At 59.1% G+C, this 3027-nt stretch carries 1 protein-coding gene and 1 pseudogene; both read right to left on the bottom strand.

Annotated elements, in window-relative coordinates; all coding sequences use genetic code 11:
* Nucleotides 1-163: 163 nt before the first annotated feature.
* A pseudogene (locus tag GGD61_RS39995) lies at nucleotides 164-424 on the bottom strand (transposase); the annotation flags it as partial.
* A 609-nt stretch (nucleotides 425-1033) separates the two neighbouring features.
* Nucleotides 1034-1183 (bottom strand): DUF3892 domain-containing protein, encoded by a 150-nt coding sequence (locus tag GGD61_RS41160; protein WP_312012861.1) that lies wholly within the window; start codon nucleotides 1181-1183, stop codon nucleotides 1034-1036.
* Nucleotides 1184-3027: the final 1844 nt, after the last annotated feature.

The raw sequence follows: 3027 nt of genomic DNA, 5'->3' as shown, positions 1-3027 counted from the left end.
CTACAATGCTGTGCGATACGGAATGGACTATGTCGATCCCGGGGCCTCTTCCTACGAGACGCGCTACCGGACGCGAGTGGTCAACAATTTGCATCGGCGTGCCAAGGCATTACTTCGTTCTCCAGCCCTTAGAGCCGACCGTCGGCGATGCCGTTTCTTAGGAATCGTTCTCCAGCGTCAGCTCCCCGATCTTGGCGTGCAGCGTTTTCACGTCCACCGCGGGCTCGCTCGTTTTGTTGCCACCGCCAGGACCAAATACCTCGGCCGCCGCTTCCTGAAGCTGGGACTTCCACTGCGTGATCTGGTTCGGGTGCACGTCGAAATGCTCAGCCAACTGGGCCAGCGTCATCTCGCCCTTGATCGCCGCTAACGCCACCTTGGCCTTGAATGCCGGTGCGTGCTGCCGGCGGGCTCGTCTGCTCATCGTCTCTCCTGATTCGCGGGACAATCTTGCCCGCCGTCAGGCACAAACTCCACTTATCGCCCTGTCCAGTTTTCCGGAGCCAGCTCTGCCAATTCAGGGACACCAGAACCATTAGGTAATAGGGTACATAATAATTGATAACCCCTGATGGACGCTTCTATCTTATAGACGGTCCTGGCATTGGGCTCGACGCTCGTGAAGTCGTAACGCCTTACAGTTTTGAGGCCGTCTTCGCTTGGCTGCAAGATTGCCCGGAGCAGATTGAGCGGACAGTAATTGTCAACACGAAGTTATTGCCCGAGCAGTCGTGTGCTTGACGCTCGCAGCCATCATAGGCTCGTCCGTATTGTTCTCGACGGCAATCGGCTCACACGGGCCGCTTTTCGTTTCATGGATGGCCGCGCAGTCTCGTCAGCTTTTGGTCAGCCAGGGCGGATACGGAGCCCCGCAGTTAGCGGGACGTGGCAGGGACAGCGCGATGGCACCAGAACGGTCAGCGCCGAGTCACGTGCCGCTAGCTTCTATGGTAGTGCGGGCGGGGCAGGGACAGCGTCCTGTCATGCCCCAAGCCAACAGGCGCCGAGTCTCGCCCGCACTGCCTGCGATCCCTCACGGACACTCAGGGAGCGAGAGGAGATTGTCCGGTTGAATTCCGTCCACTGTTGTCTTGATGTACTTGTGTCGGCCGTCGGTCGCGACAATGACCTCGACAGTGAGGCCTGATTCTTCGACGTAGTACTCCCATTCGCGGCTTTCGATATCTCGGATAGTCTTCGCGACGGATAGCCTCTATCGCGTTCCGTCTGAATTCAGCCCGCCGACAAATTTGATTCTCTCATGTGCGTTTCGCCTGTCAGACTTGTATATGCAACGAATGCGCACGCGTTTTGCCATGCGGGGTGTCTCCCGTCTCTGCAAGCTGTCGGACCAGCTTAGAGATTGCCTGACGACGTGGGGCCGACCGGTTCTGGTAGTTGTGCCAGGGCTTTTCCTGATGAATGTATCGTACCGTCAGCTTCTTCCGCTGCTGTGAGGCTGGCTGTGTCGAAGTTGGCGGTGCGTTGCAGGGACCGCGCTCTGCCTCCAACGCTCGGGCGCCGAGTCACGTTGCCGCTAACTTCGACTACGGATGATCCAAGCAGGCGGTGATCACCAGGGGCGAGGACCCTCGGGAGCGTAAGTCAACGCACCCGCTGCCACTGGCTGATTTTGTCCGGTATGCCCAGGTTTGATGGGTCTCCGGCCGAAGGCCAAGAGCATGTCCCGTTCGCCAAGTCTTCGGCCGCGGAGGCTGGCGAAGCATACCGCCCCAATGTCTCATCACCAAGCGTGACCGTAAAATCCTCCCCAGTGGGGACGATCTGAGCCAACCCAGCGTGAGTTTTGTAGAACCATTTCACCATCTGCGACCCTTCCATGAACGTGCTGTGGTTTCACGTCCGAATGTACCTCGACGGCGCTGAGCATGCTCGCACCACCTTACATTCTCGTCCCCACCAATTCTGGTAGGCGACCCGGTTACTTGTCCGCGCCATTATCTGGTGCGCCAGGGAGAACGTGACCCTCTCAGGAGCAAGGTGGCCGGCTTTGCCGTTCCAAAGGGGAGGGCTGGCCACCGACGTTAGCGGTGCGTGGCAGGGACAGCACGGGGGCCAACGGATGTACACATTCGAGCAGCACATCATCCCACTGCGGTCGCAAGCGCTTGCGGTGCTTGCAGCCAGTCAGGCCCGTGCGGCCGATCAGTCTCTGAGCCAAGCAGATCGTCAAGTCGCGACGTTTAATGCCAGGGAGGCTCAGGCAATGGTAGACATACTCGATTGCGTGAAGCCCAATCTCGGGCCGAAGGAGGCACGGAAGATCGCTGCACGCATACGCGATCTTCTAGGGGCAGCGCGTGAGCACCAACCGGTTCGGGTGGGACCCCTGTGAGACTTTCGCCAGCGTCGCGCCCGCGCTGCTTGCCGGTGCTGGCGCAACATGCGGGGTCCGAGCCACCGGCGCGAGTAGGAGAGTGACCCGCTATCCTCTGTAGCCAATTAGTTGAGCGACCTCCACTAGAAGGTGGCCGACCATCATGCAGGCGCTTTCGGCCTTATAGACGTCGGCAGTTGTGGCGCGCTCGGGGTATCGGAACCAATACTCTTTGTGGTAGCGGCTGGGGTGTTCCACGTCCTTTGCAGCGCCGGGCCAAAGGCGCCTCACGAAGTCCATCGGTTTTTGCTAACAAATCCGCTAGGTCGTGGGACCGCTGCAGGGCAGGTTGTAATATCTTCGCCGGGTACAGAGGAATGAATGCGTTTGACATCCTCTAGCAATGCAACCGCAGCCAGCTTCTCGCGATATGAAACTCTGCGTCTTCTGTCATGAGCGCCCCTGCAGCAAAGTTCCAGGCATGATCAGCGCAGTGCTCGCTGAACCTTTTCGTCGCACGAGGCGATTATGATCCCGTCTCAGCCCAATCGTTCTATTGTTGGTGTCGTAAAGGGCCAGTGCCTGCTCAAGCGCAACAGATGCTCGGCGCGGTAGCTCCCGGTGAGCGCCTTCGCAATCGTCTCGGCACTGGAGTGGCAACTGTAGTGGCGCAAGCACGCCAACGCCTC

This window comes from Bradyrhizobium sp. SBR1B (assembly GCF_014198205.1).
In the GTDB taxonomy this organism is placed as follows: domain Bacteria; phylum Pseudomonadota; class Alphaproteobacteria; order Rhizobiales; family Xanthobacteraceae; genus Bradyrhizobium.
The sequence above is the reverse complement of the archived record's forward strand: the minus strand, read 5'-3'. Positions and strand labels throughout refer to the sequence as shown.